Here is a 12,589-nt window from a genome sequence, read left to right on the forward strand (position 1 = left end):
CCCACCATGTTCGAACTTGAAACCGCGTCCCAGACCGACAACCTGCGCCGCGTCGCCATCGATCCTGTTTCCCGGGTCGAAGGCCACGGCAAGGTGACCCTGCTGCTGGACGATCACAACCAGGTGCAGCAGGTGCGCCTGCACATCGTCGAATTCCGGGGCTTCGAGAAATTCATCCAGGGCCGCCCCTACTGGGAAGTGCCGGTGATGGTGCAGCGCCTCTGCGGCATCTGCCCCGTCTCCCACCATCTGGCGGCCTCCAAGGCCCTGGACCTGGTGGTGGGCGCCGCCAGCATCACGCCGACGGCGGAAAAGATGCGCCGCCTCATGCACTACGGCCAGATGCTGCAGTCCCACGCCCTGCATTTCTTCCACCTGTCCTCGCCCGACCTGCTGTTCGGCTTCGATTCCGACGTGGGTCAGCGCAACATCGTCGGCGTCGCCGCCGCCCATCCGGAGGTGGCCAAGCAGGGCATCCTGCTGCGCAAGTTCGGCCAGGAGGTGATCCGCGTCACCTCCGGCAAGCGCATCCACGGCACCGGCGCCGTTCCCGGCGGGGTGAACAAGGCCCTGGACCCGGCCGACCGGGCCATGCTGCTGCAGGACGTGGAGCAGATGATCGCCTGGAGCCGGGACGCGGTGCATCTGACCAAGCGCCTGCATACCAGCAACCCGGCCCTCTACGACCAGTTCGGGCTGTTCCGTTCCAACCTCTTCAGCCTGGTGCGGGCCGATGGTGCCCTGGACTTCTACCACGGCCACCTGCGTCTGCGGGACGGGGACGGCAAGGTGCTGCTGGACGGCGTGGACTACCAGAACTACCACCACCTGCTGACCGAGGAGGTGAAGTCCTGGAGCTACATGAAATTCCCCTATGTGACCGCCATGGGCCGGGAGCAGGGCTGGTACAAGGTGGGCCCCCTGGCCCGGGTGCAGAACTGCGACTTCATTCCCAGCCCCCTGGCCGAGATCGAGCGGCGCGAATTCATGGACCACGGCCAGGGCGGCCTGGTGCACGCGCCCCTGGCCTACCACTGGGCCCGCATGATCGAAATGCTGCACGCCGCCGAAGTCATCAAGGAACTGCTGGCCGACGACGACCTGCTGGGGGATGACCTGATGTCCTGCGGCGACCGCCGCCGCGAAGGCGTGGGCGTGATCGAGGCGCCCCGGGGCACCCTGATCCACCATTACCAGGTGGATGAGGACGACCTCGTCACCATGGCCAACCTGATCGTCTCCACCACCCACAACAACCAGGCCATGAACGAGGCGGTGCGCCAGGTGGCGCGCCAGTACCTGAACGGCCGGGAAATCACCGAAGGGCTGCTCAACCATATCGAGGTGGCCATCCGCGCCTTCGATCCCTGCCTTTCCTGCGCCACCCACGCCCTGGGCCAGATGCCCCTGACCGTGGAACTGCTGGACGGCAGCGGCCGCCTGCTGGACCGCCGGGTCAAGGGATGACGCGCCGGTTGGTGGTCTTCGGCATCGGCAACCCCAGCCGCGGCGACGATGCCCTGGGGCCCCTGCTGCTGCAGCGCCTGGAGCAGGCCCGTCTGCCCGGAGTGGTGACGGTGGAGGATTTCCAGCTGCAGATCGAGCACGCCATCGACCTCCAGGGTCGGGATCTGGCCCTCTTCATCGATGCCGGGGAGGGCACGCCGGCGCCTTTCAGCTTCGCTCAGGTGACGCCCCTCTTCAATCCGGCCCACAGCACCCATTCCCTGGCTCCCGGCGCCGTGCTTGCCGTCTATGGCCAGGCCCTGGAACAGGCGCCGCCGCCGGCCTACGTCCTCTGCGTGCGGGGCCAGCGCTTCGAGCTGGGGGAGGGGCTCAGCCCCGCCGGGCGCCAGCACCTGGAGGCGGCCTGGGACTTTCTCCGCCAGCTGTGCACCGAGCCGGACCCGGAGCGCTGGAGCCAGCTCCGGCCCCTGCCCGGATTGCCGCCCCTGCTCTAGGATTCCGGGCCGCCGGTGAATTGACCTGCATCATGGTTTGTTCCCTGCCCGCCGACAGATCATGGCGCATGCTGCCCGGGGAGGGTGGCTCCTTTTTGGCAGAACGACCATGACCCATCCGACGTCCACCCAGCCCGGCCTGCTCCTGCGCGGCTTCCTGCTGCTGTTCCTTGCCGGTTCACTCCAGGCGGCGCCCTGGCCCAGCCCGGTGGCCTCCTACCAGGCCGTGGCGGCCGGGGAAGGGCGGGGCGAGGACATCCTCCTGGCGGCGGCCCCCGATTCGGGGCTGGAAGTCTCCTACGATGCTGCCAGCCGGCGCCTGCACCTGCACTACCCCATGGCCTTCAACCAGTTGACCGAAGGCTGGAGCTGGCGGCCCCTGGCCGATCCGGCCAGCGAGGACTACTACCGCTTCAAGTATCTGCCCCTGGGCAGCGTGAACGAGGAGCGGGACAGCTATGTGGGGGAGGACAAGATCGGCGAGCCGGAAACCATGCGGGTGCTCTGGCGTTACGACTATTTCCTGGCCTTCGACAATCTCTACGACTTCATGCCCCGGGGTACCGACGACGAAGCCGGCTTCGACGCCGAGCTGACCCTGGAGCCGGAGCAGGCGGCGCCCCTGCTGGAACCGGGGGCGGTGAGCCTGATCGCCCGGGTGCACCTGCAGGATCCCTACGTTTCCGAGAGCACCACCTTCTGGAAGGCCATCCATGCCCGGCCCACGGATTTCACCCTGAAGAAGCGCTACCTCATCGGCGAGGTGGAGGAAATCCGCTTCGTCACCGGGCAGAATCGAGTGCTGGCGCAGCTTCCGCGGCATCCGCAACAAAAACAGCAGAGCGGCAAGCCGTAAGGGCACAGCTTGCCGGGGGCTGCCGTGCTAAAATCTCGTTCTGTCACAAAACCTAAACTCAAAATTCATGTTCGGACGTCTGATGCCCCAAGAGGGCAAGTTTTTCGACCTGTTCAACGCTCACGCAGAACAGATCGTGCAGGGTGGTCAAGCCTTGGCCACCTTCATCAACCATCTGGGACGTAACCCCGAAGAGGCCACCCAGGCCGCCGACGCAGTGGATACCGCCGAAAGCCGGGCCGACAAGATCACCCACGAGACGGTCGCCCTGCTGCACAAGACCTTCATCACCCCCTTGGATCGGGACGAGATCCACTCCCTCATCACCGGCATGGACGACATCCTGGACCTGATCCAGGACGTGACCCAGACCGTCTCCCTCTACGACATCCGCAAGGGCACCCCGGAAGCCATCCAGCTGGCCGAGATCTGCGTCTCCTGTTGCGACCGGGTGCGCTGGGCCGTCTCCCTGCTGCCCAACGCCGACCAGGGTCCGGCCATCCTCAAGACCTGCGAGGAAATCGACCGCCTGGAGTCCGACGCCGACCGCGTCATGCGTTCCGCCATGTCCCGCCTGTTCCGCGACGAGCCGGACGTGCGCCAGCTGATCAAGCTCAAGGCCATCTACGAACTGCTGGAAACCGTGACCGACCGCTGTGAGGATGTGGCCAACATCCTCGAAGGCATCGTCCTCGAAAACTCCTAAGCGATAACCATGACTGGTCTCGAAATCAGCCTGGGAGTCGTGGTGCTCCTGGTGGTGCTGGCGTTGGCGTTCGATTTCATGAACGGCTTTCACGATGCCGCCAACTCCATCGCCACCGTGGTTTCCACCGGGGTCCTGAAGCCCCACCAGGCGGTGGCTTTCGCCGCCTTCTTCAACATCGTCGCCATCTTCATCTTCCAGTTGAAGGTGGCCACCACCATTGGCAAGGGCACCATCGATCCGGCCATCGTGGACCACATCGTCATCTTCGGTGCCCTCATGGGGGCCGTGGTGTGGAACCTGGTGACCTGGTTCTACGGCATCCCGTCCTCCTCCTCCCACGCCCTCATCGGCGGTCTGGTGGGGGCGGCCCTGGCCAAGTCCGGTCCCGATGCCCTGATCGCCGCCGGCATCCTGAAGACCGTGGCCTTCATTTTCGTCTCCCCCCTGCTCGGCTTCATCCTCGGCACCCTGCTCATGGTGGCGGTGTCCTGGCTGTTCTTCCGCACCACGCCGCGCAAGGTGGACAAGTGGTTCCGCCGCCTGCAGCTGGTTTCCGCCGGTCTCTACAGCCTGGGCCACGGCGGCAACGACGCCCAGAAGACCATCGGCATCATCTGGATGCTGCTCATCGCCGCCGGCCTGTCCCAGTCCAGCGACCCCATCCCCGTCTGGGTGGTGGTCTGCTGCTACGTGGCCATCGGCCTGGGCACCATGTTCGGTGGCTGGCGCATCGTCAAGACCATGGGCCAGAAGATCACCAAGTTGAAACCCGTGGGCGGCTTCTGCGCCGAGACGGGCGGGGCCATCACCCTGTTCCTGGCCACGGCCCTGGGCATTCCCGTGTCCACCACCCACACCATCACCGGCGCCATCGTCGGCGTCGGCTCCGCGCGCAAGTTCAACGCCGTGCGCTGGGGCATCGCCGGCGGCATCGTCTGGGCCTGGATCCTCACCATCCCCTGCAGTGCCCTCATTGCAGCCGGTGCCTGGTATCTGGGCAGCTTCCTGCTTTGATTCCCCGCCGCCCGCCCCGTCCGGGGCGGGCATAATGGAGCCTGACTCCATTTCCGCTCCACACCCATGGTCTGGCTCAAGCTCCTGGCGGTGATCGCCGCCTCCGTCCTGCTCGTCTGGTCTTTCCCCTTCCTTTGGGAAATCGGCATCGCCGCCATTTTCGGTGCCTGTTTCTGGCTCTTCGCCCGGCCGCCGCAAAACCGTCCCCCCGCCGACGACGGCCAGCCATGAGGGCATTGCCCCAGCGTCTCCGCGGAGGGCTGTGGATTGCCGCTTCCGCCGCCGGTTTCGGCGCCATGGCCATATTCGCCAAGCTGGCCTATGCCGAGGGCGTCGGCCTGGAAACCCTGCTCTTCCTGCGCTTTGCCCTGGGCGGCGCCTGCCTCGCCCTGATCCTGCGCTGGCGGCGCCAGACCTGGCCGGCCCCTGCCCTCTGGCCCGGGCTGGCGGCCATGGGCGGGATCGGCTACGTGGGCCAGTCCTACTGTTACTTTGCCGCCCTGCGCCATGCCTCGGCCGGACTCACGGCGGTGCTGCTCTATCTCTATCCGGTGCTGGTGACCTTGCTCGCGGCCCTGCTGGGGCGCCAGCGGCTCAGCGGGCGCAAGCTGCTGGCGGTGGGGGCCGCCTTCGTCGGCACCCTGCTGACCATCGGCGGCAGCCTGGCGGGCACGCCCCTGGGCATCGGCCTGGGCCTGGCGGCAGCCCTCATCTACTCGGTCTATATCCTGGCCGGGGAGCGCCTGACGGCCCGGGCCGGGGCCCTGGCCTCGGCTGCCGTGATCATGCTGGCGGCGGCGGTGGTGTTCGGCGTGCTGGCTTTCCATGCCGCCTCGCCGTGGCCGGCTTCCCTGGCGGGATGGGCGGCGGTGCTGGGGATCGTGGTGTTTTCCACCATCGTCGGCATGGTGGGGTTCTTCGCCGGCATGGCCAAGCTGGGGGCGGCGGATGCGGCCACCCTGTCCACCCTGGAGCCGGTGGTGACCCTGGTGCTGGCGGCCCTGTTTCTCGGGGAGGTGGTGGGGGGCTGGCAGTTGGCCGGCGGCGCCCTCATCCTGGGCGCGGTGGTGGTCCTGGTGCGCAGCCCGGTCATGCCGGAGAGGCGCGCCGGATAAGGCGCTCCGGCCATGCCCCGGTGTCGTGTCCGGGGCATGGGCCTGGTGGCAGCGGGCTTACTCGGCGATGGGCCGGGCGGAGGTGATGAAGGAGAGGGCCTTGGTGCTGTAGAGGTCCACATGCACCGCTTCCACCTGGGGCGTGTTCACGGTGGTCTCGGCCTGCCAGCGGATGAGGAAGTTGGCGCCGGAACCGCCTTCGTCCTCCCGCCGCTCGATGAACAGCTCCAGGGTGCCCAGGGGCGGAATGGTGCGCACCTTGGGCACGAAATCCTTGAGCAGCTTGCCGTCCGTGTCGTAGTAGCGGGCAGAGAGCACCTTGATGGGGTTCTTCGTATCCGTGTTGCGCACGCTGACCAGGGCCGACAGGTAGGACTTGTCCGGATTGCCGCCCTTGTCCAGGTTGCCGTGCCAGAGGTGGGAATAGATGGGCAGATAGAGGGTCTGGCTCTTGGCCTGGTAGATTTCCTGGGCCTGGACCGGGGCCGCCAGCAAGGCCCCGGCCAGCATCAGGCCGGCGAGGGTCTGCAGCGGGCGGAGCAGGCGATGGGGCAGGGCGTTGGCGTTCATGACAGAGGTCCCTTGGCAATGGTCAGAGGAGGAAGGCCCGCAGGGCATCGAGCACCCGGTCCGGCTGTTCCGCCATCATGGCATGGCCGGCGCCGTCGATCTCGGCTTTGCGCACGTCCTTGAGGGCTTTCGCCAGGTCGCCGGCGGCTCGGGGCGGGGTCATCAGGTCCCGCTTGGCGATGACCAGCAGGGCCGGGCAAGCCACCTGGGAGGCAGCTTCCAGTCCGCTCTGGTAGTCGTTGCAGTTGGACAGGTCGATGAACAGGGAGCCGGCCCGGGCGCGGCGCATCAGGGCCAGGCTGGCCCCGGGCTGCCAGGCGCCGGGCACGGTGTTGCCGCCCAGGCCCAGGGCATTGGACCACTGGTTAATCATGCGGTAGGCCTTTTCCGGTTTGTCCTTGGCGGCGGCCAGGAGTTGGTCGGAGACGGCCATGGGCACGGCGCTGCCGAGCAGGGCGATCTTGACGATGCGGCCGGGGTGGCGGGCGGCGGCTTCCAGGGCAGTCAGGGAGCCCATGGAATGGCCGGCCAGCACGGCTTTTTCCACGCCGGCCGCATCCAGCAGATCGGCCACCCAGTCGGCCAGGGCGACGATGGAAGCCAGGGGCTCGCCGCCGGAGCGGCCGTGGCCGGGCAGGTCCACCGCCAGCACGCTGTAACCGTGGTTGGCGAAATAGCGGCTCTGCAGGCCCCATACCGTGTGGTCGTTGGCGGCGCCGTGGAGGAAGACCAGGGCGGGCTTCTTCGGGTCGAAGGTCTTGCCGCCGGTGTAGGCGTAAATCTTGGTGTCGCGGACGATCAGTTCCATGGCCCCCTCCTTACGCCGCAGCCTTGGCCGCAGCGGCCAGGCCCCGGGACAGGTCTTCGATGAGGTCGTCCGCATCTTCCAGGCCCACCGAGAGGCGGATGGTGCCGGCGCCGATGCCGGCCGCCAGCAGGGCCTCGTCGGACATGCGGAAGTGGGTGGTGGAGGCCGGGTGGATCACCAGGGACTTGGCATCGCCCACGTTGGCCAGGTGGGAGAAGAGCTTCAGGGTCTCGATGAATTTCTTGCCCGCCGGGCGGCCGCCCTTGACGCTGAAACTGAAGACGGAGCCACAGCCGCGGGGCAGCAGCTTCTGGGCCAGGGCATGGTCCGGATGGCTTTCCAGGCCCGGGTAGGCGACGCTTTCCACCGCCTCGTGGGCAACGAGGAAATCCACCAGCTTGCGGGCGTTTTCCACATGGCGCTGCATGCGCAGGGGCAGGGTTTCGACGCCCTGCAGGATCTGGAAGGCGTTCATGGGGCTCATGCAGGCGCCGAAGTCGCGCAGGCCCTCGCGCCGGGCCCGCAGCAGGAAGGCGGCGACGGTGGATTCTTCGGCGAAGTCCATGCCGTGGAAACCGTCGTAGGGCTCGGTCAGGGTGGGGAATTTACCGGAGGCTTCCCAATCGAAATTGCCCGAATCCACCAGCACGCCGCCGACAGCGGTGCCGTGACCGCAGAGGAACTTGGTGGCGGAGTGGAAGACCAGATCGGCGCCGTGCTCGAAGGGCTTCAACAGGTAGGGGCTGGTGAAGGTGGAGTCGACAAGAAGCGGCAGGCCGTGTTCGTGGGCCAGGGCGGAAATGCGGGGAATGTCCAGCACGTCCAGGCCCGGGTTGCCCAGGGTCTCGCCGAAGAGCAGGCGGGTGTTGGGGCGGATGGCGGTGCGCCAGGCGTCCACGTCCCGGGTGGGAACGAAGGTGGTCTCGATGCCGAAGCGGCGCAGGGTGTAGTCCAGCAGGTTGTGGCTGCCGCCGTAGAGGGCGCCGGAGGCGACGATGTGGCTGCCGGCCCCCATCAGGGTGGCCACGGCCAGGTGCATGGCGGCCTGGCCGCTGGCGGTGGCGATGGCGCCGACGCCGCCTTCCAGGGCGGCGATGCGCTCCTCCAGCACCGACACGGTGGGATTGGAAATGCGGGAATAGACGTGGCCGGCCCGTTCCATGTTGAAGAGGGCAGCGGCCTGGTCGGAGTCCTTGAAGACGAAGGAGGTGGACAGGTAGATCGGGGTGGCGCGGGCGCCGTACTGCGGGTCGGGCACCTGGCCGGCGTGCAGGGCCAGGGTGTCGAGGGTGTAGCCGTCCTTACCGGCCATGGGCGTTCTCCTGAGGGTCTCGTTGTTCTTGGGCTGTCAGGCCGGCATGTCCGGCAGCAGCATGTCTTCCAGCAGCCTGATGCGGTCCTTGAGCTGCAGCTTGCGCTTTTTCAGGCGCCGCACCAGGAGCTGGTCCGGCGGCGGGTTGGCGGTGAGGTGTTCGATCACCAGGTCTAGGTCCCGGTGTTCCACTTCCAGCTCGTGCAGCCGGCCGCGGATGATGCCGGCCTCGTCGTCGCTCAGGGTCATGGGCTGTTTACATTCGTAAAATGATCTTTGCCGGCGGCTTTCTTCCCGCGAGGGAAGCGGCCGCCAAGGCAGGATCGAGGACGCATTGTGGACCATTCCACAGCGTACGGAAAAGGGCATAGAATAGACCGTACAATTCTAACCTTATGGAGGAGATCCATGTCCCACACCGTCATTGTCGTTTTCGGCAAAGGCAAGGAGTACGAATTCAAATTCACCCAGGCAGACCTCGGCGGCCAGACCGCGGAAGAGGCCCGTCGCTGGTTCGACAAGGAATTCGTCACCCTGGAATGCGAACCCTCCAATCCGGTGGGCAAGGTCCTGATCATCGACAAGGTACTCAACGTCGCCAAGTACGGCGGCGAAGCCCGCTTCGCCGAGGCCGGCGGCTGGGCCAAGGACTTCACCCGTAACGCCGCCCTGGCCCTGGGCCGCGATACGGTGCGGGTGGATGTGGCCGATTTCATCATCGGTTACTGAAACCGCAGCGGCGGGAAAAAAAGAACGGCGCACCTCGGTGCGCCGTTCTGCTTTTGTGCCTCAGTCTTTGCCATCGGCCAGGGCCGGGTGCCGGGCCAGCTCCCGGGTCCATTCCAGGGGCGGCTGGGATGCGGCGACGTACTGCTGGTGCCGCCGCAGATGGTCGCCCAGCAGGGTCCGGCCGGGTCCGGCCGCCGCTCCGCTGTAGGCCTGCAGCAGGCCCCGGTAGCACTGGCGGAAGCGGCGGGGCTCGCCTTGCCAGGCGTCCACCTGCTGCAGCAGCCGTTGCAGGAGCTGGGCGTCCTGCAGCAGGTGCCGGCCGTCCCAGGGATTGGGCCGGTCCACGGCGTGGCACAGGTATTTGAGATCGATGAAGCGCAGTCTGTCGCCGCTGCGGAAGGCCAGCAGGGCCCGGGCGGAGCGGGGCGAGGCGGCCAGGGCGCCGCTGTCGCCGAAGGCCAGGCGAACACGCTGCAGGGCCCGGGTCATGGGCGCCGGATTGGCGGGGTCGGCTGTCGGGTCCAGCCTGGGGCAGGGCTCCCCCAGGGCCAGGGCGAGGGCCTGCAGGTCGCTGCCGGCCTGGCTCACGGGGCGTCCAGGGGGCAGCGGCTGTCCCCTTCCTGGAGCCGCGGCCGCAGGGCCGGAGCCCGTTCGCCGAGATCGCGGAATTCCAGGCGCAGTTCGATGCGGCGACTTTCCTCGGCGCTGGCCTTCTGGAAATTGAAGGAGGAGCCGCCCACCAGGAACAGTTCCCGTACCGTCTGCTGGTCCGTCTCCGAGAGGGCGTCGGCGCTGCCGGCCGGGCTGGCGAGGAGGGCGCAGAGGACCCGTTCCGAGCGCTGCAGGCTGAGATTGAGGTTGTACAGGTAGCTGCCCCGGGCATCGGCGAAGCCCTCGACCACGATCTGCTTCAGCCATTTGCCGGCCACCGGGTCCCGGGCCAGGGCCAGGATCTTCGGCACCAGTTGCCGCAGCAGGCGGGCCTGCTCGGCGGAGAGCTTGTGGCTGTTGGTGTCGAAGCGGGCCCGTTCGCCGAAGTCCACGGACTGGCCGCGCAGGGTGACGCCGGGGAAGTCCCGGGTCATGTCCCGTACCCGCTGCAGCACCTCCCGGATGTCTTCCTCGCGCCGGGTCTTTTCCCGCTCGCTTTCGGAAATCTCGTGGGTGACCGCCAGCAGGGCCACGGTCATGGCCACCAGGAACAGCACCATGAGGCCTGACATGAGGTCGGAAAAGGAAATCCAGAAGGGCTTTTCCCCTTCCTCGCGGCGGGCGCGGCGCTTGCCGGGCAGGAGTCCGATCATGGCGGCGGTTTAGCCCTTGCCGTCGGCGAGGACGTCGCCCAGGTGTTCGATGGCGTCCTTCAGGTAGCCCACGGCCTCGGCCAGCTCCCGCTGGAACTGGGCGTTGCCGGCCTTGAGTGAACGCTCCACGTTGTCGGCGAAGGCGCCGTGGGCCTTGGCCAGGACCTCGCTGACGCCCTGCAGATAGACGTCGGCCCGCTGCTCGGCCCGGGCGAGGGACTGGGCGGCGCCTTCCAGGCGGCCCACCACCTCGTTGTTGAGGGTGGCCTCCCGCTGGGCCAGGGCCACCGTGCCCTGCACTTCCTGCAGCAGTTCCCGCAGGCTGGCGCCGACCTTGTGCTGCTGTTCCAGCAGCTGGCCGTTGCCGGCGCTGGCGGCGGCCAGGCTGCCGGCGGCGCTCTGGATGGCACGCCCGGCCTCGGCCACGGTCTGGGCGGTGTGGTCGAAGCTGCGCCCGGCGGCGGCGAAACCGCCGCAGGCCAGTTGCACGGCTTCGGCGCCGGCGCTGAGCTGGCCCATGGCCTGGCTGCCGGCCCGGTTGAAGCTGGCGACGCAGCTTTCCAGGGTGGCGGCGGCATTTTTCAGTTCCGTGGTGACGCCCTGCAGATGGCCGGCCACCTTGCCCATGAGCTTGTCGGTCTGCTCCGTCAGGCGCTCCTGCTGGGCCTGCTGGCCGCCGCCGATGGCCTCGGAGACGCCGGCCACCTGCTGGGCGAGCTGGCCGGCCAGCTGGGCCATGGATTCCTGGATGGCTTTTTCCAGGCGCTGGCTGCTGGCCTCGAAACGCTGGCCGGTGGCTTCCAGGCTTTGCAGCAGGCGGTCCTGGCGCTGCTCCGCCTCCCGCTCCTGGCGTCCCAGCTGTTCGCCGATCTGCTGACCCACATTGCCCAGCAGGCCGTCCAGAGCCTGGCTGATGCCGCCGGCCACCGCCTTGCCCTGCTGGGCCTCCATCCGTTCCAGGGTCTGGGTCAGGCGCTCCAGGGGCGCGCGGATGCTGTCGCCGACGGCGCCGGCCAGGCCCGCCGTCATGTTCTCCAGCTGGCGCTGGCCGGCCTGTTGCTGCTGCTCCAGCAGGCTGGCCATGGCCTGGCGCATTTCCGCCACCAGGGCCTGGCGCAGCTGGGCGGCCTGTTGTGCCGCCTGCTGGGCGGCGCCCTCGCTGGCGCCCACCAGGCGGGCCAGGTATTCCTCGCCGATGCCGGTGTCGAAGAGACTGTCGATGAGCTGGTTGAGGCGTTCCACCTGGCGGTAGCGGGCCACCACCAGGGATTTTTCGACCCAGGTGAGGAGCATGGCCAGGCCGATGGCGATGGCGGAAATCTTGAAGGCGTGGCCGACGCCCTGGATCAGCTCCCTGAGGCTGCCCCGCACCACGTCGGCGCTGGCGGAAACCTCGAAGTGGGTGAGGCCGACGATGAGGCCGGAAAAGGTGCCGAGGATGCCGATGCCGGTGAGGATGCCCGGCAGGTGCTTGTAGAACTCGGCCCGCAGGGGCGTATCCACCAGGGCCTGTTCGGTGAGGAAGCTTTCCGCCAGGGCCGTGGCGCGCCAGCGGGGGCCGGCCTCGGTGCGGGTCGGGTGCAGGGTCTGGGCGTATTCGCGCCACAGGTGGGCCAGGGGCGGGGCGCCCATGATGTCGCGGCCGATCTGCTGGGGATCGGGGTTGCCGCCGCTCTCCCGCAGCTGCTCCAGCTGCCCGATGGTGCGGCGGAAGAGGCGGCCCAGGCCCAGGGCGGGCAGGACGAAGCGGAAGATGAAACCGGTGCAGATGGCCGCCAGGAGCAGGGCGATGACCAGCATGTGGCCCGGAATGTCGGTGGCGGCGAGGAGGGAAGTGAGGGAGGAAGGCATCGGGCCCGGCGGGTCAGGGTGGTCGGCAAAGGCGGCAACGAGCCCGGATTCTAGCACCCCGGCCCGGCGCTGCTGCCGGTGGCCTCCGCTGCCGCAGCGGGGGAGCGGTGCGGGTCCGGGATTGATGCGGGTTTGGGGTGGCTGGAGGCCGGCGCCGTTCCTGGCCTCCAGCCATGGCATGGCCGGGAGGCACTTGCCGCCTGCCCTGGAGGCAAGGGGTGTCCGAGGTGGTCGTCGCCAGGGCCTGGGTGGGAACTGTTTGCATCTGTCATCTTTGCAGAGTGGAAAGAAAGTTTCCAGGTGTCGGCTTTGTGACGTCGCAAGGTTTACAACTTTATGAAACGCCATTTTACGCGAGTT

General features: G+C 67.8%; 15 protein-coding genes. 8 read left to right on the forward strand and 7 right to left on the reverse strand.

Annotated features, from left to right (window positions below):
- Positions 1–6 precede the first annotated feature (6 nt).
- The 7 genes from ACLSSQ_RS07125 (at position 7) to ACLSSQ_RS07155 (ending at position 5,655) form a co-directional block, all read left to right on the forward strand.
- On the forward strand, positions 7–1,467 hold the full coding sequence (locus ACLSSQ_RS07125; RefSeq protein ID WP_152088957.1) for a Ni/Fe hydrogenase subunit alpha: 1,461 nt from the start codon (positions 7–9) through the stop codon (positions 1,465–1,467).
- Positions 1,464–1,961, forward strand: a complete 498-nt coding sequence (locus ACLSSQ_RS07130; protein WP_416244157.1) for a hydrogenase maturation protease — start codon at positions 1,464–1,466, stop codon at positions 1,959–1,961. Before ACLSSQ_RS07125 ends, ACLSSQ_RS07130 begins: the two co-directional genes overlap by 4 nt.
- Positions 1,962–2,070: 109 nt before the next feature.
- A complete protein-coding gene (locus tag ACLSSQ_RS07135; RefSeq protein ID WP_416244158.1) occupies positions 2,071–2,817 on the forward strand; it encodes a hypothetical protein in 747 nt (248 codons plus the stop codon).
- 67 nt (positions 2,818–2,884) lie between these two features.
- The gene (locus ACLSSQ_RS07140) at positions 2,885–3,523 is read left to right on the forward strand and encodes a DUF47 domain-containing protein (RefSeq protein ID WP_043798343.1); all 639 of its coding nucleotides are present in this window, start codon (positions 2,885–2,887) and stop codon (positions 3,521–3,523) included.
- A gap of 9 nt (positions 3,524–3,532) precedes the next feature.
- Complete coding sequence (locus tag ACLSSQ_RS07145; RefSeq protein ID WP_130458749.1) at positions 3,533–4,540, forward strand: inorganic phosphate transporter; 1,008 nt, start codon at positions 3,533–3,535, stop codon at positions 4,538–4,540.
- Positions 4,541–4,606: 66 nt separating this feature from the next.
- Complete coding sequence (locus tag ACLSSQ_RS07150) at positions 4,607–4,771, forward strand: hypothetical protein (RefSeq protein WP_014238037.1); 165 nt, start codon at positions 4,607–4,609, stop codon at positions 4,769–4,771.
- The gene (locus ACLSSQ_RS07155) at positions 4,768–5,655 is read left to right on the forward strand and encodes a DMT family transporter (protein ID WP_416244159.1); all 888 of its coding nucleotides are present in this window, start codon (positions 4,768–4,770) and stop codon (positions 5,653–5,655) included. The genes ACLSSQ_RS07150 and ACLSSQ_RS07155 overlap by 4 nt, the downstream gene beginning before the upstream one ends.
- Positions 5,656–5,712: 57 nt before the next feature.
- Here the strand turns inward: ACLSSQ_RS07155 and ACLSSQ_RS07160 are convergent, their stop codons facing one another.
- The 4 genes from ACLSSQ_RS07160 to ACLSSQ_RS07175 are packed head-to-tail and all read right to left on the reverse strand — an operon-like array spanning position 5,713 to position 8,594.
- Positions 5,713–6,225, reverse strand: a complete 513-nt coding sequence (locus tag ACLSSQ_RS07160) for a DUF3124 domain-containing protein (RefSeq protein ID WP_416244160.1) — start codon at positions 6,223–6,225, stop codon at positions 5,713–5,715.
- A gap of 22 nt (positions 6,226–6,247) precedes the next feature.
- Positions 6,248–7,033: an alpha/beta fold hydrolase gene (locus ACLSSQ_RS07165; RefSeq protein ID WP_416244161.1), complete on the reverse strand. Its 786-nt coding sequence runs from the start codon at positions 7,031–7,033 to the stop codon at positions 6,248–6,250.
- Between the two features lie 10 nt (positions 7,034–7,043).
- On the reverse strand, positions 7,044–8,345 hold the full coding sequence (locus tag ACLSSQ_RS07170) for an O-acetylhomoserine aminocarboxypropyltransferase (protein WP_416244162.1): 1,302 nt from the start codon (positions 8,343–8,345) through the stop codon (positions 7,044–7,046).
- Between the two features lie 36 nt (positions 8,346–8,381).
- Positions 8,382–8,594 (reverse strand): YdcH family protein, encoded by a 213-nt coding sequence (locus tag ACLSSQ_RS07175; protein ID WP_014238032.1) that lies wholly within the window; start codon positions 8,592–8,594, stop codon positions 8,382–8,384.
- A gap of 159 nt (positions 8,595–8,753) precedes the next feature.
- On the opposite strand from ACLSSQ_RS07175, the gene ACLSSQ_RS07180 reads away from it, so the two are divergent.
- On the forward strand, positions 8,754–9,074 hold the full coding sequence (locus tag ACLSSQ_RS07180; protein ID WP_130458744.1) for a hypothetical protein: 321 nt from the start codon (positions 8,754–8,756) through the stop codon (positions 9,072–9,074).
- A gap of 60 nt (positions 9,075–9,134) precedes the next feature.
- On the opposite strand, the gene ACLSSQ_RS07185 is transcribed toward ACLSSQ_RS07180, so the two are convergent.
- From ACLSSQ_RS07185 to ACLSSQ_RS07195, 3 genes are read right to left on the reverse strand one after another with little or no spacing between them, the layout of a single operon-like run.
- Positions 9,135–9,662, reverse strand: a complete 528-nt coding sequence (locus ACLSSQ_RS07185) for a hypothetical protein (RefSeq protein WP_416244163.1) — start codon at positions 9,660–9,662, stop codon at positions 9,135–9,137.
- A complete protein-coding gene (locus tag ACLSSQ_RS07190) occupies positions 9,659–10,378 on the reverse strand; it encodes an OmpA family protein (protein WP_130458742.1) in 720 nt (239 codons plus the stop codon). Before ACLSSQ_RS07190 ends, ACLSSQ_RS07185 begins: the two co-directional genes overlap by 4 nt.
- 9 nt (positions 10,379–10,387) lie before the next feature.
- Positions 10,388–12,229, reverse strand: coding sequence for a hypothetical protein (locus tag ACLSSQ_RS07195; RefSeq protein ID WP_416244164.1), 1,842 nt, complete (start codon positions 12,227–12,229; stop codon positions 10,388–10,390).
- Between the last annotated feature and the right edge of the window lie 360 nt (positions 12,230–12,589).

It is taken from the genome of Azospira sp. APE16 (assembly GCF_047901315.1).
Taxonomy (GTDB): domain Bacteria; phylum Pseudomonadota; class Gammaproteobacteria; order Burkholderiales; family Rhodocyclaceae; genus Azospira; species Azospira oryzae.

Excerpts from the sequence above, each read along its gene's own strand:
- ACLSSQ_RS07125 (WP_152088957.1), top strand. The coding sequence starts at position 7 with ATGTTCGAACTTGAAACCGCGTCCCAGACCGACAACCTGCGCCGCGTC.
- ACLSSQ_RS07130 (WP_416244157.1), top strand. The coding sequence starts at position 1,464 with ATGACGCGCCGGTTGGTGGTCTTCGGCATCGGCAACCCCAGCCGCGGC.
- ACLSSQ_RS07135 (WP_416244158.1), top strand. The coding sequence starts at position 2,071 with ATGACCCATCCGACGTCCACCCAGCCCGGCCTGCTCCTGCGCGGCTTC.
- ACLSSQ_RS07140 (WP_043798343.1), top strand. The coding sequence starts at position 2,885 with ATGTTCGGACGTCTGATGCCCCAAGAGGGCAAGTTTTTCGACCTGTTC.
- ACLSSQ_RS07145 (WP_130458749.1), top strand. The coding sequence starts at position 3,533 with ATGACTGGTCTCGAAATCAGCCTGGGAGTCGTGGTGCTCCTGGTGGTG.
- ACLSSQ_RS07150 (WP_014238037.1), top strand. The coding sequence starts at position 4,607 with ATGGTCTGGCTCAAGCTCCTGGCGGTGATCGCCGCCTCCGTCCTGCTC.
- ACLSSQ_RS07155 (WP_416244159.1), top strand. The coding sequence starts at position 4,768 with ATGAGGGCATTGCCCCAGCGTCTCCGCGGAGGGCTGTGGATTGCCGCT.
- ACLSSQ_RS07160 (WP_416244160.1), bottom strand. The coding sequence starts at position 6,225 with ATGAACGCCAACGCCCTGCCCCATCGCCTGCTCCGCCCGCTGCAGACC.
- ACLSSQ_RS07165 (WP_416244161.1), bottom strand. The coding sequence starts at position 7,033 with ATGGAACTGATCGTCCGCGACACCAAGATTTACGCCTACACCGGCGGC.
- ACLSSQ_RS07170 (WP_416244162.1), bottom strand. The coding sequence starts at position 8,345 with ATGGCCGGTAAGGACGGCTACACCCTCGACACCCTGGCCCTGCACGCC.
- ACLSSQ_RS07175 (WP_014238032.1), bottom strand. The coding sequence starts at position 8,594 with ATGACCCTGAGCGACGACGAGGCCGGCATCATCCGCGGCCGGCTGCAC.
- ACLSSQ_RS07180 (WP_130458744.1), top strand. The coding sequence starts at position 8,754 with ATGTCCCACACCGTCATTGTCGTTTTCGGCAAAGGCAAGGAGTACGAA.
- ACLSSQ_RS07190 (WP_130458742.1), bottom strand. The coding sequence starts at position 10,378 with ATGATCGGACTCCTGCCCGGCAAGCGCCGCGCCCGCCGCGAGGAAGGG.
- ACLSSQ_RS07195 (WP_416244164.1), bottom strand. The coding sequence starts at position 12,229 with ATGCCTTCCTCCCTCACTTCCCTCCTCGCCGCCACCGACATTCCGGGC.